This window comes from Dysgonomonas sp. HDW5A, assembly GCF_011299555.1.
In the GTDB taxonomy this organism is placed as follows: domain Bacteria; phylum Bacteroidota; class Bacteroidia; order Bacteroidales; family Dysgonomonadaceae; genus Dysgonomonas_A.
Genome location: NZ_CP049857.1, coordinates 1,199,745 through 1,222,055, shown reverse-complemented (window position 1 = coordinate 1,222,055; position 22,311 = coordinate 1,199,745). Strand labels below are relative to the sequence as shown.

The window sequence follows — 22,311 nt, the reverse complement described above, 5'->3', positions numbered from 1 at the left end:
CAGCTTGTTTTTGGATATGCGTCTGTAATGGGATGAAAAGAACGAAAATCGTCTAAAACAAAAAACTCCCGAAGTCTTCCGGAAGTTTTTTTGCTATTTATTCTGTAATGACCAACATGTCATTATCATCAAATATCCAACTGTCGGCATAAGCCACTTCCCAATAATATCCGTCTAAGTCCTGGAAATAACCGCCATACCCTCCCCAGAAAGTCGGCTTGGGGCTTTTTATTATTTTTCCTCCCAATTCTTCTATTTGGGTGAAAACTAAATCGACCTCTTCTTTTGTTTTGGCATTATAGGCCAATGTAAACCCGTTAAAGCCTGTTGATATTTTAGGAGGATCAGATTCGTTGATATCTTTTGCAAGTTCTTCGAGCGGATAAAGGGCAAGCTTTGTACCTCCGTTATTGAAAAATACAATCGATGGATTTTCTTCGGTACTTGGGGTGATGAATCCTAGCTTTTTGTAAAACTCGGCTGCTTTAGCAACGTCTTTAACGCCTAGTGTTGTAATATTTATTCTGTTCATATTACTTCTTGCTTAATTTCTCAACCTCTTTTTTCAGTTCATCTATTTGCTTATCCTTTTCTTTTAAAAGCCTTTCGTATAGTTCGGAAACTTTATCAATCGGATAAGTGTAAGTGTTATTTTGTTCTTCAATAATGCCTTGTGTGATAACTTCTTTCGAGTTCTCCGATGGCGTATTGTTGAATGTATTATCAGTTACTGTAAATGATTTTATAACTTCTTCCGGCTCAAAATTTTTCAGGAAATTAACCGGAACATTAAGAGCAATTGCAAATTTATCAAGAACGGCATCTTCGATTACCTCATCCAATTCCAAAGCAGATACTTTGCTTTGTGATAGATTTAGCCTGAAAGCCAAGTCTTCCTGAGTAACATTCTGACTGGTTCTGACGATTCGTATATTTCGCCCGTGATGAACTTTTTTCTTTTTTTCGGCAACAGCTTCCATATTTATATATCGTTATCAGTTGATTAAACAAATGTGTATTCGTCAAGTTTAGTGCTAAATTAAGATATTTTACCCCAACTCAGATAATAATTTATCGCATTCTTGATTTTTCTTTTTCAAAAGTAAGAAATCGCTTGGTAATCAACAAATATAATATCGTGCAGTAAAATATTTTATTGCACGAGAAGAACTTATTTTTGTAATAGCACATTTCAAACTGATTAATATGAATGAAAAACAAAAAATAAAAGAATATCTATATCTTTGCCTTGTCAGAAATGACAAGACATAGTATAATATAAGGTATTAAGCGTTTAGCTGATTCTGTGCCAAAAAAAAGTCGAAATAAAAGAAGCATTTGGAAACAGTAGAACGCCCATCCCGTCTTATTTGATATAGGGCGGGAGGCGTTTCCTGTTTGTGCTTCGGGGCTTCGACTCCCTTTTTGGCGAATAGGTTAATGTCCTCCCGCTTCTTTTATTAGTATAAGGCTTGTTTTGGACGAATCCAAGCACAATAAACGATACACTATGTCAACAAACACCGTAAAATTCCCTGCTCCATCTATTGCCAATAGTTGTTCAGTTGCATCTATACCTGTTGCAGCCTCCCAATGTATAGGGCTATCCTTTGGTGAGATCTTGAAAATTCACAAGACATACCACATCATAAAACCTGTAAAGAAGAATCCCGATTTGATAGTCGAAATACGTTTTTCGGAAGCTACACTCTCGTGTCTCATTCGGGACGATGTCTGTATAGATGCCTTTTTTCAAACCGATGATATAGATCAATTATAGTTAGCCATTACAACCAATCTGTGTTTATTAACCTTAATCTAACGGTTTGTAAAATAAGGAGAGAAAGGGGGAGTGATAGTTCATTCCCCCTTTTGAAAAGCTTTATTATTGTTTAGATGAAGATAAATCAGCGAACTTTATCGATTCCGAAAACTCTTCTACGAAGATCACTTATAGACTATAAGGTATTACGTATTCCTTTCAAATCTATTTTTAATCAATATAAACGATACAGTCCCAAACTATTAGCGAATATCATTGTTATAAATATTAATTGCATATTAAATTAATATAATAAGATTCAGGCTATGAAATATTCATTTTGGTCGCTGCTGATATTAACAGCAAGTATAATGTTTACAGGGTGTGTAAGCAAGGGGAAATTTAGAAATTTAGAGACCGATTACAAGCAATTGCAGGCAGACTATCAGGGAAGCCAATTGCAGCTGACGGAGAATCGTACTCGAGTGGCGAGCCTTGAAGAAACTTTGGGCGATGCCCGAAAAAATAATGACGAGCTGCGTGCCGCTTTAGCCGAAATGCAGGGTTCTCTGAATAAGAGCCTTCAGCATAACTCTCAAGGTAATGCCAATATTGGAAAATTGGTAGATGAAATCAATGCTTCCAACCGCTTTATTCAACATTTGGTACAAGCTAAAAATAGATCAGATTCTTTGAATCTTGTCATGGTGAATAATCTTACCCGTTCACTTACTCGCGAAGAAATGCAGGATCTCGATATTCAAGTGCTGAAAGGCGTTGTGTATATTTCTTTGGCTGATAATATGCTGTATCGTTCGGGTAGTTTCGAAATAAGCGATAAAGCAGGTCAAACACTCAGTAAAATCGCTAAAATTATCTTAGATTATAAAGATTATGATGTATTGGTAGAAGGAAATACAGACCCGGATGCCATTTCTCGTCCTAATATCCGTAACAACTGGGACTTGAGTGCGTTACGTGGATCGTCAGTTGTTCAGGCTCTGCAAAATACCTATGGAGTTGATCCAAAACGTCTGACTGCTGCCGGACGTGGAGAGTATAATCCGATTGTAAGCAATAGTACTGCCGAAGGAAAAGCCCGCAACCGCCGGACAGAGATAATTATTACTCCAAAACTCGATCAGTTTATGGAATTGATCGAACAGGCTCCGGCTCCTACAAGTTCTGCTGGTATAAATTAATTTTCTTAGATATAAAGACTTTCACATAATAAAGGTTGCCTTTGAAATATGAGGCAACCTTTGTTGTTATTGTAATGGGAGTAAAATTTGTTTTATTCAGTTACTTTTCAACGTAAGAATAGTATTATAGTTTGAGTGTTAATTTTGCCATGTACACTTGTTCTGTTTCCTTTCTCTCCAATGAGTAGCTGTTGTCATAAAGTAGGTTCAATCTACGGGATATATTACTCAATCCGATTCCGCCTGTTTTCTGTTGAATCGGCTTTATAGGCTTAGAATTCTCGCATATAAAGGCCAACGTGTTATTTTCTATGGCGAATGACAGGTTTACATATGAAGTCCTGCTACTATCCGAATTGTGCTTAACAGCGTTTTCTACAAATGGAATAAACAATAAAGGAGCAATAGATATATTGTCTATATTTCCTCTTGTCTGAATTTCAAATTCAAAATGGTCACGTCTTACTTTTTCCAAATCCAGATAATCAGTTAAAAAACGGATATCATCCGTTAATCGTACTTTCTCTTTCATGCTATCTTCTAGCTGGTATTTTAGCAGGTCATCCAACTTAGTCAGCATACTGGAAGCCATCTCAGGCTCATCATCCACCAGTATATTGGCATTATTTATAATATTGAATAGGAAGTGCGGATTTATCTGGCTTTTCAGAAATGTAAGTTCTGTCTGCAGAGTAGCTGCTTTCAGATCATTAGTCCGTTGATTCTCTTCTGTCCACTTTCTGAAAACCGTAAATGCCGCCACTCCGGCGCACTGTAAACCAAAAGTCACTCCGGAAGGTAATATTATTAACATTATTAAAAAGAAATTACGGGATGGAACCTGTTTTAAAATCCCCGTATTTGGCTTTTCAAATAAAACCACAATGGTTGCAATAATAAATAAGCAAACAAGTATGATCGCAACTATTGACAATATATATTTCAATAGCTTCTTTTTTACCAGATAGCGTGGTACAAAAATGTAAGCATTCGGATAGATTATCAAATTGAGGATAAGATAGAAGCCTAAAAATGTAACGAATCGGCCTACCGACAGAGGTAACTGCCCCGGTACAGGACAAAAAACATCAAGGGCATATATCAATGCAAATAATTGCAACAATAAATGTCTGTGAACATGATACTTTTTATCATTCAAATAATATAATATTGTTTTTTTCTTTATTTGATCCATTATTATTCGGTAATACAATTAAGTTGGAGTTCGGTCTTGCCTTTGACCATTGATAAAATATAGTTGCCCGGATACATTAAATTTAACCTTTTTTTTACAGCGAAAAGTTGAACTTCTGACAATAGAGCTTTGTTTGTAGATTGACAGCTAAAAAACAAACTGTTTTCTATTCTTTTAAGACTTAAACGTAAACACACGTGCTTTTCAATAGATTCTGTTCTATTTGCAGCATTTTGTATAAAAGGAATGAGTAATAAAGGAGGAAGTAATAGTTCTTTGATATTATTGTCGAAGGTAAAGTCATATTCAAATTGATTGCAATATATTTGCTCCAAATCAAGGTAGTTCTTTATAAAATTTATTTCGGCACTTAATAATACTCTGTCTCTGTTGCAATCATACAATTGGTACCTTAGTAATTGTCCAAGCCTGATCAACATATCGGATGCCTTATTCGAATCAGTCTTAGTTAACTCCGAAGTCCTGTTCAGAATATTTGATAGAAAAGTCGGGGAAATCTGTTCTTTTAAGCGGTTTAATTGCGATTGTATATATTCCTCTTCGATTTTCTTCATTCGTTCGTTTTCCAATATTTGATGCTTAAATAATAATGTGGCGGATATCCCCATTATACACATCATATTTATCGTAGAAGTAGGAATGAGTTGAATAAATACAAGCGGAGTATAGGATGTTATTTTGTAGGGCATCTCAAATAAGGTGCGTACAATATGTTCCATCCCAATAAGATATGCGATCTGAATAAATATGATAAAAAAGAACCCTGCTAAATAAATTCTATATCGTTGTCCCAACAAAAAGCGGGGAACTAAATAATAAATATTTACATACAATGTCGATAGATATACCATAAGGGTGATGGAGACAAGAAAAGGTCTGTAATCTGTTATAGTGGTAATATTATCCCGAAAGATATAAGTAATCTGCCGATAGGATATTATTGCAAATGAAAGAATAAACAGGATATGTCTCCATATCCTGTATTTAGGATCAACAAAAAAATTATACAGTCTCGATTTTATCATATGCTAGTTATTGGTAGTGTGCTGTCAAATTTACATTAAAAATCTAAGAGGTATAGTATGTTGAAGAATGAAGTTACCTCCTTTTTAGAGTCTATAATACTTTTTCAGGCGTTTCTTTCTTATCCACTTTCTACCTCTTTTAGTTATCCATTTAGTTGACGATGCAAAAGTATTGCTTGTAAAGGCTTGCTTTTGAAATATGAGACAGAATGCCGTTTTTTTGCGACAGAAGCAGCTTTGTTGTAGATTAAACTTTATTTTTCCCTTAGTCGTAATTGAATAAAAGTTCAGGTTGCCATTTTCAGTGTTATATGATATTCTGGTCTGATTATCTTTTGAAGAACATTTCTTTATCCCTTACGACCACTATGCTAGCCAATACAATCAAAAGGATAGTTTGGATGATTTTACTATCGGGATGTGGAGCGAACAGCTCGTTGAAAAGCCCTGCTGTGATATGGAAGATAATAGCGATAAGGATATTTCTGTTTGTCTTGTAATAGAGCCAGTTCATAAGTATAACAAACGGGAAAATGCTAACCAGAAAATTCAAGCCATAGATAAGACCGTCATTCACAACATTGCTTTGATAGTAATCACGAATAGTGGATAAGGGGATATGCCAGATTCCCCAGAACAAGGCGAAAATAAGACAGACATTAAACAGGTTGAACCTATTACGTAAAGAATCAGTGCCATAGGAATGCCATGCTAATTCTTCTATAACAGGGGCTACTATTAGCAGGAACCATACCGGGAAGATGCCGGAGGAGAAAGTGAAGTTTCCTGTGATAATAAATTGGTCTGAGCTATATCCAAATAACAGGGAAATGGCTTGTCCTATCATTATACTGACAGGCATAATCAGACAAGTCAGCAGAAAGTAGACAGGCTTAATATCACTAAAGTTGAAAAGACGTGTTGTTATATCTCTTTTTATATTCGTGTGCTTGGCTGTTAATGCAAATACGACAGCCAAGGGAGTAAGTAGTCCGATAAAGGATAGCAGGCTTGCTATCTGAAGAAATTTATCCTGATAAGGAGTGATCTGACTTATGTAGCCTGCTGCAAACCAAAAGCTCCAGGGAATAAGTGTGGATAAAGTATAAAACAGTACAGGGCGATTGAATTGTTGAATAGGATTCTTTGCTTTCATTATGCTTGATATTTTAGTTCGTTTCTACAACGAAAGTATCAAGCATTTGGAAGTGTTTTTGAGAAATGAGACAGAACACCTGATTTCAGAGATGAAAGGTAAGAATGATGACTATCAATATAGAGCAAGTCAAGTGTAATAGCTAAGTCTTGATGGTTTTTATACTCCAACTTATTAAAGAGTGGGATGGTATCTATGACTAAGAAATCAAAGGTTATCGAACTCCAAGGCACAATATGTTACTATCTGTAATAGGTTTAGAAATAGCAAGTTATGAAAACGATAAAAGCGACAAAAGAAGAAATCTTCAATTTGTCGCTTTCAGTGCGGATGAAGGGACTCGAACCCCCACGCCTCTCGGCACCAGATCCTAAGTCTGGCGCGGCTACCAATTACGCCACATCCGCGGCTACTATTGCGTTAGCGGGTACAAAGATATATTATAAGTTGCAAAAAACAAGAGATTATTAAAAAAACTTTTCACTTTTTTTCAAAGAAGTAAAAAAACGGATTCTGGAAGGCTTATTTAGTAACGTCCGGAGTATTGTATATTTCACCGAATATGCCTTTCTGCTTAATGGAAAATAGCCTAAATCAGATAGTTGTCGTAATATTGCATCGATTGTCGGTCTCGTTTGTGATTTTCGGATAAGTAATCTTATTATATCCAGTGCCAGAAAATTTAATTTGCGTTCCAATCCCATTTTTCTTTTACCTGTGAACCTTTGGACATAGATTACCAATTCCCTGAAAATAGAAATTCGGTCTTTTATCAGTTTTTCATTGTGATGCGTGTCAGAATTATTGCTGATCGATTGCGGACGTTGGTAGTAATTATAACCTTCGATAGGCAGATAATAAATAGTTTCGGCTACAGAGTATAATTTGACAACCAGATCATCGTCCTCAGCCAGATAACCTTCGGGCATTCGTATGTTATGATCGGTGAAGAGACTACGCTTAAATAATCCTTGCCATGCTGCACTCAGTATTGTGTAGTTGCAAATGTAATCATCCACCGGTAGCATTTGGTTGCTTTTGGGGAGATGGAAATGGATCGATTTTGTCTTTCCATCAGGATACACTTCTGCCACTTTGAATAAAATAATATCGTCAGGGTTAGTATTTATAATATCCAATAATTGAGATAATGAGTCGGGCGATACCCAGTCGTCAGCATCAACAAAGAATATATAATCACCGGAAGCAATATCTAATCCCTTGTTTCGAGCAGAACTAAGACCTCCGTTCTCTTTCTTAATCAGCTTTATAAAAGGATAATTGCTTTGTAGTTTTCTAACGATAGATTCGCTTCTATCTGTTGAGCCGTCATTAACCACAATCAATTCATACTTGTCAGTATCAATAGATTGACGAACAATGCTCAAAATACACCTTTCAATATAATCTTCAACATTATAAAGAGGTATAATTATACTTAGCCGGTTATTACCCATCCCGTAGCTAAACTATATAGTAACCAAATATTCAGTAAAGTAACAATACTTGCAATTGTATAAAGCATGTATTTGGTGAGAGGTTTGTTTGCATATTTACCCATTACCTCTTTAGAAGAAGTAAGTCTTACCTGTAAAAAGACAGTTATCGGTAATTGCATACTAAGCACCGCTTGCGAAATGATGAGTCCTTTGAAAGGATTGCTTATTAGAAATATGATTAAAAGAGCTACTCCCAACGAAATGGCCACCCCGGTGCGAGAGTGTATATCTTTTATATTATACGGTTCGTCATACATGCCGGCAAAGATAGACCCTGCCGCAATACCCGAAGTCATCGAAGATGAAACCCCTGCAAATAAAAGAGCAATGGCGAATACAACAGCAGCATTTGCTCCCAATAGAGGTTCTAAAAGGCTTTTTGCCTGTTGTAAATCATCTACGATTAACCCTTCTCTGAAAAAAGTAGAAGCAGCCAGCAGGATCATCGCACTGTTAATAGCCCATCCGATAACCATCGAAAAAAGGGTATCGAAAAACTCATATTTAAGTTGCTTCTCAATAACCTTATCATCTTTCAGATTCCATTCGCGACTTTGAATAACTTCGGAATGAAGAAAGAGGTTGTGAGGCATAACAACCGCACCCAAGACGCTCATTATAATAAGTATACTTCCGTCGGGCATAGATGGAGTGACCCACGAAACAGCAGCCTCTTTCCATTCGATATCTACCAGAAAAAGTTCGTATATAAACGACAATCCGATCAGAGATACAAAGGCAATAATATAACGCTCGATCTTCTTGTATGAATTGGAGAACATCATACACGCCACAAATATGGTAACAAGTATAGCTCCTATTTTTATAGGGACATCAAAAAGCATTTGTAAGGCAATTGCTCCCCCTAATATCTCGGCTAGAGATGTCGAAATAGAAGCAGCAATAGCCGACCAGAGTGTAATTCTCGAAGCTCGTCGGGGAAGATACTTATTGGCAGCTTCAGACAGACACAATCCCGTAACAATACCCAAGTGGGCTACATTGTGTTGAAGTATAATCAGCATAACGGTAGATAAGGTTACCACCCACAAGAGAGCATATCCAAACTCCGATCCGGCTGCAAAATTTGATGCCCAGTTTCCCGGATCAATAAACCCGACAGTCACCAACAATCCAGGTCCTATGTACTTTAACAGTTCAAAAGCCCCCGATTTTAGCTTGGTGTCTTTCTTGTTATAATCTTTTCTTAATCTCTGCCAAAAGTTTTTCATATTTCCTTATAACCATTACAATACATTATAGTTACATCTATGTCGCAAGTCCGTTAATATGTCTCATTTATAAACCCCGTTCCAGCAAAGTTAGTACAAAAGGTCATATAAGAAAAAGAAAATATTTAAAGACTGTAACACCCTATCGCTGTTTCGCTTACTAAACCAGTAAATGGTTCTGAGAACTTAATATATTTAGAGCTTGTTTAAATTTTCAAAGAATATAATTGTGAATAAACTTACAAATGTGCCTTACTAGCCTGTAAGGCAGGTGTAATTTAGTCCTGTTTTCAAATAACTGTATTTCATCGTGTTCCGTTAAAAAAGATGACAAAGATTACAAAAATGACACCTCTTACGAACTTAACCGCTGTTGCAACCTTTCCATATCACGCTTGGTCTTTTCGCTATCCACCTGTATGATCAATGGGCTTGCAGGCATCGCCTGTTTTCCGCTTTTCGATTCATTATATCCTCCCGATAACGAATGGATGATGGCCGAAGTTTCCGGCAGGCAATACTTTTCTTTTACAACGTACTCTTTTACTACGAGCGTATACGGGTCGTCACTGTCTTTTGAAGCCGTATAAGTTATTTTGGTTTCTATTTGTTTTTGCCCTTCAAGTTTCTGTCTCATCGACCTTCGAGCTTGCTGCCTCAATCTTTCTTCACGAGCTTCGAATGCCTGATTCAAAGCCTCCGAAAATTCGGGCTTGGTGGCTTTCCATTCATAAAACACATTACGGCTTATTCCCGCTATGCGGCATATTTCTGTAATAGTATAATTATCCTCCTCTATCAAACCTGATATTTTCTCAACTAGTTTCTGCGTATATTTTCCCATAATACTTTCTTTAATAGATAAAATGGCTGATAAGTAGCAGAAGGTATTATCGGGTTTATTACTGAACCCTCACAGCTTATGGTTGTTATAGTTATGCGAATTAGTCGTTTAAATTCTTCTACGCGCAATCGAAGATTGCTTGTATTCATTTTGCCCAAATCCGCAAAAGGAATCAAAAAGGCTTTGTGCCGCGTGGCTCGCCTGCCTGCCTTAAGCTTGCGGTCTAAACTAAACTTATTGCCTTACGGCACGTTTAGTTTTACGCCTGCCTCGCTTGTCAGCCAACGGCTACGCCACTGATGCACCGGAGCTGACGCACGTAAACGGCTTTCGTCCGTTAGGCTCCCGACCTTGCCGGTTGCACGGGGTACCCGAAGGGTGAAGAAAGCGTTAAAAAACAAAAGGATATCAACGATAAACGTTTTTCTTTTGTTTTAGCTTTTGAGACCGTAGCGGGTCGGGCAAAAGGCACAGTCTTGATCTTTTGTTTCGTTTTGCATCAAGGCAAAATAAAAAACAATCCCATAGGGTGCGTTAGAAAAATTGAACATTTAACTTTTTCTTTCTCTAAAGAAACAATATATGCTTTATAAAGTTTACTTATATTTGTTTTTATTTACACTTTCACTAAAATAGCACTTCATGAGAAAAAAGATAAATCCCATATTGGTACTTATGCTCTCGCTAGGCTTTTTGTTATTTACAAATGCCTGTAGTCGTAAAGGATCACGCACTATTGATCCCGAATTTGCACGTTATATTGCAGCATTTACTTACGGATCGGTTTCGTCGGTATCTTCTATCCAGATCGAACTGAATCAGGATATGCCTGCCGTGGAGTTGAATACCGAAGTCGATCAGGACTTATTCGAGTTTTCCCCGAAAATTAAAGGAAAAGCATATTGGGTAAATACACGTACAATCAAATTTGTACCCGAACCCGGCGAGTTGAAGCAAGGCGAGACTTACGATGCTTGGTTCAAACTCGATAAAGTACTTCAGGTGGAAAAAGACTTCAAAGAGTTTTATTTCTACTTTAAAGTACCGGAGCAAAATTTTGCCGTAGATATCTTACCCTATTCCCCAACAAAGGACAATGACCTGACATGGAACACGGTAAGAGGTACACTTTCTCTGGCAGATGAGGCAGCTATGCCCGATATCGAGAAAATGCTTTCGGTAGAAGGAAATTCCAACACAGCCGTTGTGAAAATAGAAGCTACAGACGTAAAAGGACGATATGCCTTTACTATTGACAGTTTAAAAAGAACAACTCAGGATTTGACCTATACGTTGAAGGTAGACGGTTCGCCTATCGGAGCAAAAAGAGATGCAGAGCAATTGCCCATTGTATTACCGGCTATCAATGCTTCCACCTTTTCGGTGATTGATGTACGCACGGCTTACGAACCATCGGAATGTATACGTATTACATTCAGCGATCCTTTATCGAACAATCAGAATATACAAGGATTGGTTAATCCGAATGGAATCGAAAACTTCTCGTACGATATACAAAAAAATGTATTGAAACTCTATTTAGATGCCAACAGCAATAATACCAGTGTCGATCTGAATATCTTTAAAGAGCTGAAAAGCTCCGAGAATAAAACATTAGATAAAAATTATAATTATCAGCTCTCACTTGAAAAAAATAAACCCGAAATTAAATTACTCAACTCGGGTAACATCCTTCCAAGTTCCGATAATCTGAATATACCCTTTCAGGCAGTCAATCTGTGGGCAGTAGATATTACCATTGTCAAGATATTTGAAAACAATGTATTAGGATACCTTCAATCAAATGATTTTGGAGGTGATAATGAATTGAGACGCTTCGGGCGTTTGGTGCTTAAAAAGCAAATAAGGCTCGATGAAGACCATACCATGCGATTGGATCAATGGAATAATTTCTCGATAGACTTATCAACACTTATTAAACAAGATCCGGGTGCAATCTATCGGATTAAGTTTACCATGAAGAAAGAATATTCATTATACCCATGTAGCGGAATAGTTCCCCAAGTCCCTCAAGAGGCAGGTTTGGAGCGATTCGACAACCGTATGACGGAAGAAGACGAAGCTGTTTGGGACATACCTCAAACCTATTATTATGATCCTATAGATTGGGAGGATTACAATTGGGAGGAAAGAGAAGATCCTTGTAAAAGCAGCTATTACAGCAACCGTTCATCCGATTGTATAGTATATGCTTCTAATATAGGTTTGATCGCTAAAATAGGCTCAGACAAAAAAGTAACAGTTGCACTTACCGACATACTTACAACAAAACCCATATCAGGAGCAGTTGTTGATGTATATAATTTCCAGATGCAACGTATAGGATCGGCTAAAACCGACGGAGATGGTTTCGCCACTATTGACTACAAAGGAGGCATTCCTTTTGTGGTAGTGGCATCAAAAGATAAAGACAAAGGATATCTGAAACTGACTTCTAATTTATCCCTATCGCTCAGCAATTTTGATGTGAGTGGAAAAGAGATACAAAAGGGATTGAAAGGGTATATTTACGGAGAAAGAGGAGTCTGGCGTCCGGGCGATTCTATTTACTTGACATTTATTTTGGATGATAAAGTAAATCCCCTGCCTAAAGGGCATCCCGTATCATTAGACATGTTTACACCCACAGGGCAACTCTATCAGAAATTTGTAAATACATCGGGAAAAGATGGCTTCTATACTTTCAAACTGGCAACCGATCCGGGAGCTATAACCGGTAACTGGCGGGCAGATATAAAAGTAGGAGGAGCTACCTTCTCAAAAACAATACGAATCGAAACCGTAAAACCCAACAGGCTGAAAGTCCGTTTAAATGTTGGTGAACTGATTGATGCAAGCAAAGGTGTCTTGAACAGTACCTTATCTTCGCAATGGTTGCACGGTGCAGCAGCATCCAATCTGAAAGCGAGTGTTGAAATGACCTTGTCATTAGCCGGTAATCCGTTTAAAGGATATGAAGCATATTCGTTTAACAATCCGGCAAGCAACTTTACTACCGATACCTATACCATATACGAAGGTCGATTGGATGCGAGTGGAAATGCTTCCATATCAGCGAAACTACCTCCGGCGTCCAATGCTCCGGGAATGCTTAAAGCAACATTGGTATCGAGGGTATTCGAAACAGGAGGCGATGCAAGTATCTATTCGCAAACAGCAGCCTATTCTCCATATTCGGCTTATGTAGGTATAAAATCGCCTAATGAATCAGACTATGAAATGTTGGAAACAGGCAAAGACAATGTGATGGATATAATAACATTGACTCCCGAAGGAAAACCTGTTAGCAGATCGGATGTCAATGTCAAAATATATAAGATCAAATGGTCGTGGTGGTGGAATCGTAATAACGACGACCTGTCTTCCTATGTCAACAATACATCGGCAAATGTAGTATTGGATAAGGATGTATCGACAGTCGGAGGAAAAGCCAAAGTTAGTTTTAAAGTCGAAGATGCAGAGTGGGGACGCTATCTGGTGATGGCTACCGATCGTCAAAGCGGTCATATCTCAGGAAAAGTGATCTATGTTGACTGGCCTGCATGGAAAGGACGTTCGGATAAAGAAGATGCTTCGGGATTAACCATGCTGTCTTTCTCAACAGATAAAAAGACACCTTATCAGGTGGGCGAAAAAGTAACGGTGACCATTCCTAAAAGTTCGGATGGACGAGTGCTTATCAGTATCGAAGACGGTACCAAAGTCATACAACGCGATTGGGCTAAAACCAGTGCAAAAGAAGATACCAAATACACATTTGAAGTAACGGACGAAATGAATCCTAACTTCTTCATCTTCGCAACACTTTTACAACCACATGCTCAAACGGACAATGATTTGCCTATTCGTTTGTATGGTGTGTTGAATATCAAAGTGGAGAATAAAAACACCATATTGACTCCCGTCATAACCATGCCTGATGAACTGCGACCCGAAAAAGAATTTACCGTTTCGGTATCGGAGAAGAATAAGAAGGCAATGACCTATACTCTGGCTGTAGTGGATGAAGGTCTGCTTGATCTGACTTCATTTAAAACACCCAATGCGTGGACCGATTTCTATGCTTATCAGGCATTAGGAGTTCGTACATGGGATATGTTCGATATGGTAGTAGGTGCACAAGCCGGAAAACTGGGTCCATTGTTGAGTATCGGTGGTGACGAGACTCTTAAACCATCGAGCAATCCTTTGAACCGATTCAAACCTGTGGTGAAATTCTTAGGACCATTCACCATGAAGAAAGGCGAAACACAATCGCATAAGATAAAACTCGATCCGTATATCGGTTCGGTACGAGTGATGGTGGTTGCAGGTTCACAAGACGGAGCTTACGGAAGTACCGAAAAAACGGTTGCAGTGAAGAATCCGTTGATGGTTTTATCAACACTTCCAAGAGTTGCAGGACCTGACGAGGAGATACTACTTCCTGTGAATGTATTTGCAATGGATAAAAAAGTGAAGACAGTAAATGTAACTGTTCAGGCAGCCAATGGATTATTCCAGTTTGTTGACGGAACAAGCAAGTCGGTAACATTTACCGAAACAGGCGATAAGGTGATTTACTTTAAAGTAAAAGTAGCCAAGAAAACAGGAGCTGAAAAAGTAACCATAAAAGCGAGTGGCGGAGGCGAAAGCTCAAACGAAACTATCGATATAATGGTACGGAACCCTAATCCACCTATTATATTAACTTCCGATGCTTTGGTTCCGGCAGGACAATCGCACGAATTAAATATTGATATGGATTCGCCCACAGCAGATGATTGGGTTAGACTCGAAGTTTCTCGTATGCCGGCTGTTGATCTGAGTAAGAATATGGCCTATCTCTATGATTATCCTTATGGATGTTCGGAGCAAGTAACATCACGCGTGTTCCCTCTGTTATATGTCGGAGCATTCCGTAAATTCTCGGAAAAAGAAACCGAGAAGATGAAATACAATATCAACGAAGCCATCAAAATATTGTCATCACGTCAATTAGGAGATGGGGGTATAGTTTATTGGCCGGGTAGTTCGTATCCAACAGAGTGGGTGAGTACCTATGCAGGTCATTTCCTTATCGAAGCTAAGAATAAAGGCTATAATGTACCCGAATCAGTTATCAGTAAGTGGAAACAATTCCAGAAAAAAACAGCTCAGCGTTGGAACAGGGGAGATCTTTACAGTTCTTATTACTCGTATTCGATGAACGATCTGCAACAAGCATACCGTTTGTATACATTGGCTTTAGCCGGTGAACCGGAATTAGGAGCTATGAATCGATTGAAAGAAATGAAAGAGCTTTCGATACAAGCTCGTTGGAGATTAGCTGCCGCGTATGCCATTGCAGGTAAAAAAGATGCAGCTCAGCAAATTGTGACGAATGTTCCTTTAACTGTCGATAATTATTCGGCATTCAACAATACCTACGGTAGCCCCGCTCGTGATATGGCGATGATAATGGAAACTAACTTATTGTTAGGCAGAACCGAGAAAGCCCTTTCGTTAGCATCTCAGATATCGGCTGCATTAAGCTCCGATTACATTTCTACCCAAACGGCTGCATTTGGTTTGATGGCCATGTCTCAATTAGCCGAAAAGATGGGTAAAGGAGTGATAGCTTATGACTGGAGTTTGAATGGCGTAGCTCAAAAGGTCGAAAGTTCATCTCTGGTATTTAATGAATATACGATTAAACCACAGGAAGCTGTGAATATCAATTTCACAAATAAAGGTCAAGGGCAATTATACGTTCGTTTGATTGGACGTACACAACCTCTGGTAGACAAATCTCAGCCTAAAAATGACGGGATAAATCTGTATGTGAAATATGTGGATGATAATAATAACGAGATTGATGTGACTTCACTTCAACAGGGGACAGAGTTCTTTGCTAATGTGATTGTTCAGAATGTTTCGGGCGAATCTATCACCGACTTAGCACTTACCCAGATATTCCCTTCGGGTTGGGAAATATTCAATAGCCGCTTATTTAATGCAGCCGCTAATGCTACCAATCCATCGTTTAACTATCAGGATATACGAGACGATAGGGTGATGACATTCTTCAATTTGGGTAATGGGTATTCAACAGCAATCAAAGTTCGCTTACAAGCTGCCTATTGCGGTCGATTCTATCTTCCGGCAGTGTCTTGCGAGGCTATGTATAAACCGCAAACTCAAAGCCGCACTTCGGGCATGTGGGTTGAGGTAAAACAGTAAAACTTATATTCTAAATAAAAAAGCCGCGTACAATATATGTATGCGGCTTTTTCATTGACAAAACTTCGAATTAAGCAATTGAAATATGTATTGCTATATTATTTAATTATTCGTATACCATCTGAAGATAACAGATCCATAACCGACAGATGCATTAATGTTGGCTCCTCCTCCGTTTAATTCTCCTTTTACAACATTTTTAGTCTTTGTACCATCAAAATTACTAGCCGTTAATACCGAAGCTGTAACATGGTTTGTTGAAGACAAATTGAGATGAGCTTTTGTTGTTGAAGGCACTGCAATCTGTATACTTCCTTTTTGAGTCTTAGCACTCATTGCTTCAGATGCTTTTGAATTAATAAAAGCAATATAGCCATTGGTTGAGTTGGCTGTAATTGTAGTAGCCTCTGTATGTAAATATTTTATGGCACCACTCGTTGTAGTTGCTGTATGTTGCGGGCCGGTAAGAGACTGTACAAAGATACTTCCGTTCTGAAGGCTTAACTGCGAAGAAACACTTTGAGGCGTAAAGATTTTCATCGATACCCTTAACTGATGGTAGTCAGTACCATGATTTATACCTGTCTTCTCGGTGACAGAAGCATTGATTGTTTTTCCATTTACCTCTGACTTTACATCATAATATTTGTCTAATATAGTATTGATTTGTTCCTTAGATAAAGAAGATTGGTCATCTGCCTTGGCATAAATGTATACTGCCGCTTCCGATTTATATCCGCCTAATACTTCGATATGCCCGTTTTGAGTCGTAGACGCATTTACAATACTTACAGGATTAGTCTGTAACGAATATCTAAGCATCGACTGAATCGAATCACCTAAAAAAGCCTCACTCACAGGTATATCTAGCCTGTCGTCAGCCGAAGGTCCTTTACCTTCCTCACTAATATCTCCCGGTATGGATGGAGTATTATTATCATCACTATCACTACAAGAGTAAAATACAGTAAGTAAACAAAATAGAGCTAAGCCACTAATAATTCTGGTTTTCATAAAAATAATTTTAGATGTGTGTTCTTTTAATAAGAACAAAAGTGGCTAAACATTCTGAAGAGATTCTGTAGTGATTCATTTATTCAAACAAGAAAGGACGGATATATTCATCCGTCCTTTTCCGTATTATGTGTGGGTATATTCTGTCGAAATACGCCCAATCAATCAGCACTAATCATTATCATCGTCATCATAAAGATTATTCAACTCAAAAGATAAACTATCTAGCTCTTTTATCCAAGATTCCATAACATCTTTAGGTGTACCCGCAGGCGGACTGTCAATTCTGTCTTGGACTATCTCTATTTCTTTCTCAAGTTCTTCACGTCTATTACTCATCGCATTTAAATATTTAGGTTTCTAATATTTAGCATTGTGAAAAATATTTGTGCTTATGTAAAGTTATATGAAGCTTTGTTGATTACCCTCTGCTTTCCATACTAGCCTCGTCAGGATTAATCTTGTTTGTGGCAGCCTTTACTTCACTGTTAGTTACTTTGTCAGGAATCTCTCCTGAGTTCTTAACTATTCTAGCACTTTCATATGACTTGAAGTCTCTAGCTTTAACTGTTTTCTTAAGTATCTTCATAATGTTAATGTTTATCCTTTATAAACGCCTTAATAATCAGTAATGTTCTTTCCTAAGTATTATTTAACGGATTATTAGTAAAAGAAAGTGTGTAATGATGCACTTTGGGCTTATGAAAGGCTTTGGATGTTTTTTACTTACCAAAGCAATAAAAAAGGTCTGAGACTTTGAAATAAAAAAGGGGACGAATATTATTCGTCCCCTTTCGGTATTATAATGTAAGAGTGAACTACTCTACACTGTCAAAATCAACAACAGTCTTTCTGTTAGCCATTACTCTGTCAAAATCTTCTTTAGTACCAACAACAAGCTTATCAAAATCTCGTTGACCTGTACCTGCAGGAATCAAGTGACCGCAAATAACGTTTTCTTTCAGACCTTCCAATCTGTCAACCTTACCATGAATAGCAGCATCGTTAAGAACCTTAGTAGTTTCCTGGAACGAAGCAGCCGACATGAAGCTTTGTGTTTGAAGAGCCGCACGGGTGATACCTTGAAGTATCTGATTCGCAGTTGCAGGAATTGCATCACGAACTTCTACTATACGAAGGTCACGTCGTTTCAACATCGAGTTTTCGTCTCTCAGTTTACGAGCTGTAACAATCTGTCCGGGTTCGAATGTAGAAGAGTCACCTGCATCTACAACCACTTTTTTACCCCAGATACGATCGTTTTCTTCCATTACCTCATGCTTATCAATCACTTGTTGCTCAAGGAAACGAGTGTCTCCCGGATCAACCACTTCTACCTTACGCATCATCTGACGTACGATAACTTCGAAGTGTTTATCATTGATTTTCACACCTTGCAGACGGTATACATCCTGTACTTCGTTTACAATATACTCTTGTACCGCAGTTGGTCCCATGATAGCAAGAATATCCGAAGGAGTAGTAGCACCATCCGATAAAGGCATACCTGCACGGATAAAGTCATTCTCTTGTACCAGAATTTGTTTAGAAAGTGGAACCAGATATTTCTTTATTTCACCTGTTTTAGATGTAATAATTACCTCTCTGTTACCACGTTTGATCTTACCAAACGAAGCCTCTCCATCAATTTCAGATACAACAGCAGGGTTAGACGGATTACGTGCTTCGAATAGCTCGGTAACACGAGGAAGACCCCCGGTAATATCACCCGCTTTACCTACAGCACGAGGTATCTTAACCAGTACATCTCCGGCTTTCATAGTGTCGCCATCTTCTTTGACAACGTGAGCACCAAGAGGTAAACTGTATGTTTTGATTATATTGCCTTTTTCATCCAGAATGTGTGCTTCAGGAGCTTTAGTCTTATCACGCGATTCGATAATGATCTTTTCTTTCAAACCGGTTTGTTCATCCGACTCTACTTTGTAAGTAACATTTTCTATTACGTTTTCGAACTTAATCTTACCTGTTGCTTCCGATACGATAACAGCATTAAATGGATCCCATTCGCAAATTACATCACCTTTCTTAACGTTGGCACCTTCTTTGAAATAAAGTTTAGCACCATAAGGAATATTGTGAGTAAGTAATACGATTTTAGTATTAGGATCAACCACACGTATTTCAACCAGACGGCTCACAACGATTTGTACTTTCTTACCTGCTTCGTCGATAGTTTCAACAACACGCAGGTCATCAATTTCCAAAATACCATCGTATTTTGTCATGATGCTGTTTTCAGTAGCAATATTCGAAGCGATACCCCCTACGTGGAACGTACGAAGTGTAAGCTGTGTACCAGGCTCACCGATAGACTGAGCAGCGATAACTCCAACGGCTTCTCCTTTTTGAACCATACGACCTGTAGCAAGGTTACGTCCGTAACACTTAGCACATACGCCTTTTTTAGATTCGCAAGTCAATACCGAACGGATTTCAACACGCTCAATTGGTGAATTTTGAATAATTGTAGCGGCTTCTTCTCTGATTTGTTCTCCAGACTCAACAAGGACTTCTCCTGTCAAAGGATGTTGAATATCATGAACCGAAACACGACCCAATATACGTTCGTATAGTGAAGCTACAACTTCTTCGTTGTTTTTAAGTTCTGTACAAACAAGTCCGCGAAGTGTACCACAGTCTTCTTCATTGATGATCACATCTTGTGATACGTCAACCAGACGACGTGTTAAGTATCCTGCATCGGCTGTTTTCAATGCTGTATCGGCAAGACCTTTACGAGCACCGTGGGTAGAGATAAAGTACTCTAACACCGACAGACCTTCTTTAAAGTTAGAAAGGATAGGATTCTCAATAATTTGAGCACCTTCCGCTCCACTTTTCTGAGGTTTTGCCATCAATCCACGCATACCTGACAACTGACGAATCTGCTCTTTAGAACCACGGGCTCCCGAATCAAGCATCATGTATACAGCATTAAAACCTTGGTCATCTTCCGAAAGTTGTTTCATCAAAATGTTCGACAACTTAGAGTTGATGTGTGTCCAGGTATCAATAATCTGGTTGTAACGCTCGTTATAGGTGATGAATCCCATATTGTAGTTTCCTAGAATCTGTTCAACTTCATCATATCCTTGTTTAACCAGCGTTTCTTTTTCTGCGGGGATAATTACATCCTCAAGGTTAAACGACAATCCTCCACGGAATGCCATTGTATATCCAAGATCTTTAATATCGTCAAGGAACTGAGCTGTTTTAGCAACTCCTGCCAATTTGATGATATTACCGATAATATCTCTTAGTGATTTTTTAGATAAGATTTCGTTGATAAATCCTACTTCGATCGGAGTATTTTGGTTTACAAGTACACGTCCAACCGTAGTTTCACGCATAATTGTAGCCACTTGTCCGTTCTCGTCAAGGTCTCTTACATACACTTTAATAAGGGCATGTATATCCACTTTCTTCTCATTATAAGCAATAATAGCCTCTTCAGGTCCGTAAAAAGTAAGACCTTCCCCTTGTGCTCCCGGACGTATTTTTGTGATATAATACAATCCCAATACCATGTCCTGAGAAGGTACAGTAATAGGTGCACCGTTAGCAGGGTTCAAGATATTATGAGAAGCAAGCATCAACATTTGAGCTTCCAATACAGCGTCGTTACCCAAAGGTAAGTGAACAGCCATCTGGTCACCGTCAAAGTCGGCATTGAAGGCAGTACATGAAAGTGGGTGCAATTGGATTGCTTTACCCTCGATCATTTTAGGTTGGAATGCTTGAATACCCAAACGGTGAAGAGTAGGGGCACGGTTGAGCAATACGGGGTGACCTTTCATCACATGCTCAAGAATATCCCATACTACAGGTTCTTTGCGATCAACAATCTTTTTAGCAGATTTTACCGTTTTCACGATACCACGCTCAATCAATTTACGGATCACAAATGGTTTGAATAGCTCAGCAGCCATATCTTTTGGAAGACCACACTCGTGCATCTTCAATTCAGGTCCAACGACAATTACCGAACGAGCCGAATAGTCAACACGTTTACCCAAAAGGTTTTGACGGAAACGTCCTTGTTTACCCTTCAAACTATCGGAAAGTGATTTAAGAGGACGGTTCGATTCTGTTTTGATTGCACTCGATTTACGAGAGTTATCAAACAATGAATCCACAGCCTCTTGAAGCATACGTTTCTCATTACGAAGGATTACATCCGGAGCTTTAATGTCGATCAATCGTTTCAAACGGTTGTTACGTATGATAACACGACGATACAAGTCATTCAAGTCAGATGTAGCAAAACGACCTCCATCCAAAGGAACCAGTGGACGAAGTTCGGGTGGTATTACAGGTACAATCTTAACAACCATCCATTCCGGGCGATTTTTTGCTTTCGATCCACGGAAAGCTTCCACAACTTGAAGTTGTTTCAAAGCCTCGTTTTTACGTTGTTGAGAAGTATCTGTATTAGCTCTGTGACGAAGTGTATTAGCCAATGAATCGAGATTCAAACGAGCCAATAGATCGTAAACCGCTTCAGCTCCCATTTTGGCAATAAACTTGTTTGGATCCATGTCGTCCAACAGTTGATTGTCTTTAGGAAGTGTATCCAAGTGGTTTAGATATTCTTCTTCAGTCAATAAATCTTTATAAGCAACACCTTCTTCTTCTTTGATACCAGCTTGTATTACAACATAACGTTCGTAATAAATGATCATATCAAGTTTCTTGGTTGGTATACCAAGAAGATAACCCATTTTGTTAGGTAAAGAACGGAAATACCAGATGTGAGCAACAGGCACTACCAAGTGGATGTGACCGGTACGCTCGCGTCTTACTTTTTTCTCAGTAACCTCTACACCACAACGGTCGCAGACGATACCTTTATATCGGATACGTTTGTATTTACCGCAATGACATTCGTAGTCTTTTACCGGACCAAAAATACGTTCGCAGAACAAACCATCACGTTCGGGTTTGTAGGTACGATAGTTTATAGTTTCGGGTTTCAAGACTTCACCGCTTGAATTTTCCAGAATTTCTTCCGGAGAAGCAAGACTTACTGTGATTTTTGAAAAGCTACTCTTTACTTTACTATCTTTTCTAAAAGCCATATATCAAATTATATAAAGAGTTAAAGTATATTTATAA

15 protein-coding genes and 1 tRNA gene are annotated in these 22,311 nt (G+C 38.4%); 3 read left to right on the top strand and 13 right to left on the bottom strand.

All coding sequences use genetic code 11. From position 1 onward, the window contains the following. Window positions 1–97: 97 nt before the first annotated feature. Window positions 98–532: a VOC family protein gene (locus tag G7050_RS05125; RefSeq protein ID WP_166112129.1), complete on the bottom strand. Its 435-nt coding sequence runs from the start codon at window positions 530–532 to the stop codon at window positions 98–100. A 1-nt stretch (window position 533) separates the two neighbouring features. Further along, window positions 534–980, bottom strand: coding sequence for a helix-turn-helix domain-containing protein (locus tag G7050_RS05120; protein ID WP_166112126.1), 447 nt, complete (start codon window positions 978–980; stop codon window positions 534–536). A gap of 530 nt (window positions 981–1,510) precedes the next feature. Here G7050_RS05120 and G7050_RS05115 point away from each other — a divergent pair. Together G7050_RS05115 and G7050_RS05110 are read left to right on the top strand one after the other, a co-directional pair. Then, window positions 1,511–1,780 (top strand): hypothetical protein, encoded by a 270-nt coding sequence (locus G7050_RS05115; RefSeq protein ID WP_166112123.1) that lies wholly within the window; start codon window positions 1,511–1,513, stop codon window positions 1,778–1,780. Window positions 1,781–2,088: 308 nt separating this feature from the next. Further along, the gene (locus G7050_RS05110; protein ID WP_166112120.1) at window positions 2,089–2,964 is read left to right on the top strand and encodes an OmpA family protein; all 876 of its coding nucleotides are present in this window, start codon (window positions 2,089–2,091) and stop codon (window positions 2,962–2,964) included. Window positions 2,965–3,088: 124 nt separating this feature from the next. On the opposite strand, the gene G7050_RS05105 is transcribed toward G7050_RS05110, so the two are convergent. The 7 genes from G7050_RS05105 to G7050_RS05075 form a co-directional block, all read right to left on the bottom strand. Beyond that, window positions 3,089–4,159: a sensor histidine kinase gene (locus G7050_RS05105; protein ID WP_166112117.1), complete on the bottom strand. Its 1,071-nt coding sequence runs from the start codon at window positions 4,157–4,159 to the stop codon at window positions 3,089–3,091. Between the two features lie 2 nt (window positions 4,160–4,161). Next, window positions 4,162–5,205 carry a sensor histidine kinase gene (locus G7050_RS05100; protein WP_166112114.1) on the bottom strand — a complete coding sequence of 348 codons (1,044 nt, stop codon included), beginning with the start codon at window positions 5,203–5,205 and terminating at the stop codon, window positions 4,162–4,164. 328 nt (window positions 5,206–5,533) lie between these two features. Beyond that, window positions 5,534–6,361 (bottom strand): CPBP family intramembrane glutamic endopeptidase, encoded by an 828-nt coding sequence (locus G7050_RS05095; RefSeq protein WP_166112111.1) that lies wholly within the window; start codon window positions 6,359–6,361, stop codon window positions 5,534–5,536. Window positions 6,362–6,686: 325 nt separating this feature from the next. After that, window positions 6,687–6,768, bottom strand: a tRNA-Leu gene (locus G7050_RS05090). A 60-nt stretch (window positions 6,769–6,828) separates the two neighbouring features. Then, the gene (locus G7050_RS05085; RefSeq protein ID WP_255499259.1) at window positions 6,829–7,749 is read right to left on the bottom strand and encodes a glycosyltransferase; all 921 of its coding nucleotides are present in this window, start codon (window positions 7,747–7,749) and stop codon (window positions 6,829–6,831) included. Between the two features lie 50 nt (window positions 7,750–7,799). Next, window positions 7,800–9,092, bottom strand: coding sequence for an Nramp family divalent metal transporter (locus tag G7050_RS05080; protein ID WP_166112105.1), 1,293 nt, complete (start codon window positions 9,090–9,092; stop codon window positions 7,800–7,802). Window positions 9,093–9,447: 355 nt separating this feature from the next. Next, window positions 9,448–9,936 (bottom strand): phBC6A51 family helix-turn-helix protein, encoded by a 489-nt coding sequence (locus G7050_RS05075; protein ID WP_166112102.1) that lies wholly within the window; start codon window positions 9,934–9,936, stop codon window positions 9,448–9,450. 642 nt (window positions 9,937–10,578) lie between these two features. Here G7050_RS05075 and G7050_RS05070 point away from each other — a divergent pair. Then, window positions 10,579–16,158 (top strand): alpha-2-macroglobulin, encoded by a 5,580-nt coding sequence (locus tag G7050_RS05070; protein ID WP_166112099.1) that lies wholly within the window; start codon window positions 10,579–10,581, stop codon window positions 16,156–16,158. A 102-nt stretch (window positions 16,159–16,260) separates the two neighbouring features. Here G7050_RS05070 and G7050_RS05065 read toward each other — a convergent pair whose 3' ends face one another. The 4 genes from G7050_RS05065 to rpoC all read right to left on the bottom strand — a co-directional run bounded on the left by G7050_RS05065 (window position 16,261) and on the right by rpoC (window position 22,274). Then, window positions 16,261–17,172, bottom strand: a complete 912-nt coding sequence (locus tag G7050_RS05065) for a DUF4097 domain-containing protein (protein ID WP_166112096.1) — start codon at window positions 17,170–17,172, stop codon at window positions 16,261–16,263. A gap of 171 nt (window positions 17,173–17,343) precedes the next feature. Beyond that, a complete protein-coding gene (locus tag G7050_RS05060) occupies window positions 17,344–17,511 on the bottom strand; it encodes a hypothetical protein (RefSeq protein WP_166112093.1) in 168 nt (55 codons plus the stop codon). 82 nt (window positions 17,512–17,593) lie between these two features. After that, entirely contained in the window at window positions 17,594–17,761 is a 168-nt protein-coding gene (locus G7050_RS05055; protein ID WP_166112089.1) for a hypothetical protein, read from the bottom strand. Between the two features lie 229 nt (window positions 17,762–17,990). Further along, complete coding sequence (gene rpoC / locus G7050_RS05050; RefSeq protein WP_166112086.1) at window positions 17,991–22,274, bottom strand: DNA-directed RNA polymerase subunit beta'; 4,284 nt, start codon at window positions 22,272–22,274, stop codon at window positions 17,991–17,993. Window positions 22,275–22,311: the final 37 nt, after the last annotated feature.

Excerpts from the sequence above, each read along its gene's own strand:
- G7050_RS05125 (WP_166112129.1), bottom strand. The coding sequence starts at position 532 with ATGAACAGAATAAATATTACAACACTAGGCGTTAAAGACGTTGCTAAA.
- G7050_RS05120 (WP_166112126.1), bottom strand. The coding sequence starts at position 980 with ATGGAAGCTGTTGCCGAAAAAAAGAAAAAAGTTCATCACGGGCGAAAT.
- G7050_RS05115 (WP_166112123.1), top strand. The coding sequence starts at position 1,511 with ATGTCAACAAACACCGTAAAATTCCCTGCTCCATCTATTGCCAATAGT.
- G7050_RS05110 (WP_166112120.1), top strand. The coding sequence starts at position 2,089 with ATGAAATATTCATTTTGGTCGCTGCTGATATTAACAGCAAGTATAATG.
- G7050_RS05105 (WP_166112117.1), bottom strand. The coding sequence starts at position 4,159 with ATGGATCAAATAAAGAAAAAAACAATATTATATTATTTGAATGATAAA.
- G7050_RS05100 (WP_166112114.1), bottom strand. The coding sequence starts at position 5,205 with ATGATAAAATCGAGACTGTATAATTTTTTTGTTGATCCTAAATACAGG.
- G7050_RS05095 (WP_166112111.1), bottom strand. The coding sequence starts at position 6,361 with ATGAAAGCAAAGAATCCTATTCAACAATTCAATCGCCCTGTACTGTTT.
- G7050_RS05080 (WP_166112105.1), bottom strand. The coding sequence starts at position 9,092 with ATGAAAAACTTTTGGCAGAGATTAAGAAAAGATTATAACAAGAAAGAC.
- G7050_RS05075 (WP_166112102.1), bottom strand. The coding sequence starts at position 9,936 with ATGGGAAAATATACGCAGAAACTAGTTGAGAAAATATCAGGTTTGATA.
- G7050_RS05070 (WP_166112099.1), top strand. The coding sequence starts at position 10,579 with ATGAGAAAAAAGATAAATCCCATATTGGTACTTATGCTCTCGCTAGGC.
- G7050_RS05065 (WP_166112096.1), bottom strand. The coding sequence starts at position 17,172 with ATGAAAACCAGAATTATTAGTGGCTTAGCTCTATTTTGTTTACTTACT.
- G7050_RS05060 (WP_166112093.1), bottom strand. The coding sequence starts at position 17,511 with ATGAGTAATAGACGTGAAGAACTTGAGAAAGAAATAGAGATAGTCCAA.
- G7050_RS05055 (WP_166112089.1), bottom strand. The coding sequence starts at position 17,761 with ATGAAGATACTTAAGAAAACAGTTAAAGCTAGAGACTTCAAGTCATAT.
- rpoC (WP_166112086.1), bottom strand. The coding sequence starts at position 22,274 with ATGGCTTTTAGAAAAGATAGTAAAGTAAAGAGTAGCTTTTCAAAAATC.